Here is a 211-nt window from a genome sequence, read left to right on the forward strand (position 1 = left end):
TCGGTGGCCTGCTCGTCGACGTAGCGGGTCTTGAGGCGGAAGTCGATGCTGGTCTGCTGGCACTCGATGTTCAGCGAGCAGGCCCCGGCCAGGGTCGCGGCCAGTGGCTGGGCCCCGCCCATGCCGCCCAGACCGGCAGTCAGTACCCAACGGCCCTTGAGGTTGGAATCGTAATGCTGGCGGCCGGCTTCGACGAAGGTTTCATAGGTGC

The 211-nt window shown here is 66.4% G+C and carries 1 pseudogene; it reads right to left on the bottom strand.

Annotation, left to right across the window (positions count from 1 at the left end):
* A pseudogene (locus F6S12_RS33615) lies at positions 1 to 211 on the bottom strand (urocanate hydratase); the annotation flags it as partial.

The organism is Pseudomonas sp. JV245A (assembly GCF_032424515.1).
GTDB lineage: Bacteria > Pseudomonadota > Gammaproteobacteria > Pseudomonadales > Pseudomonadaceae > Aquipseudomonas > Aquipseudomonas protegens.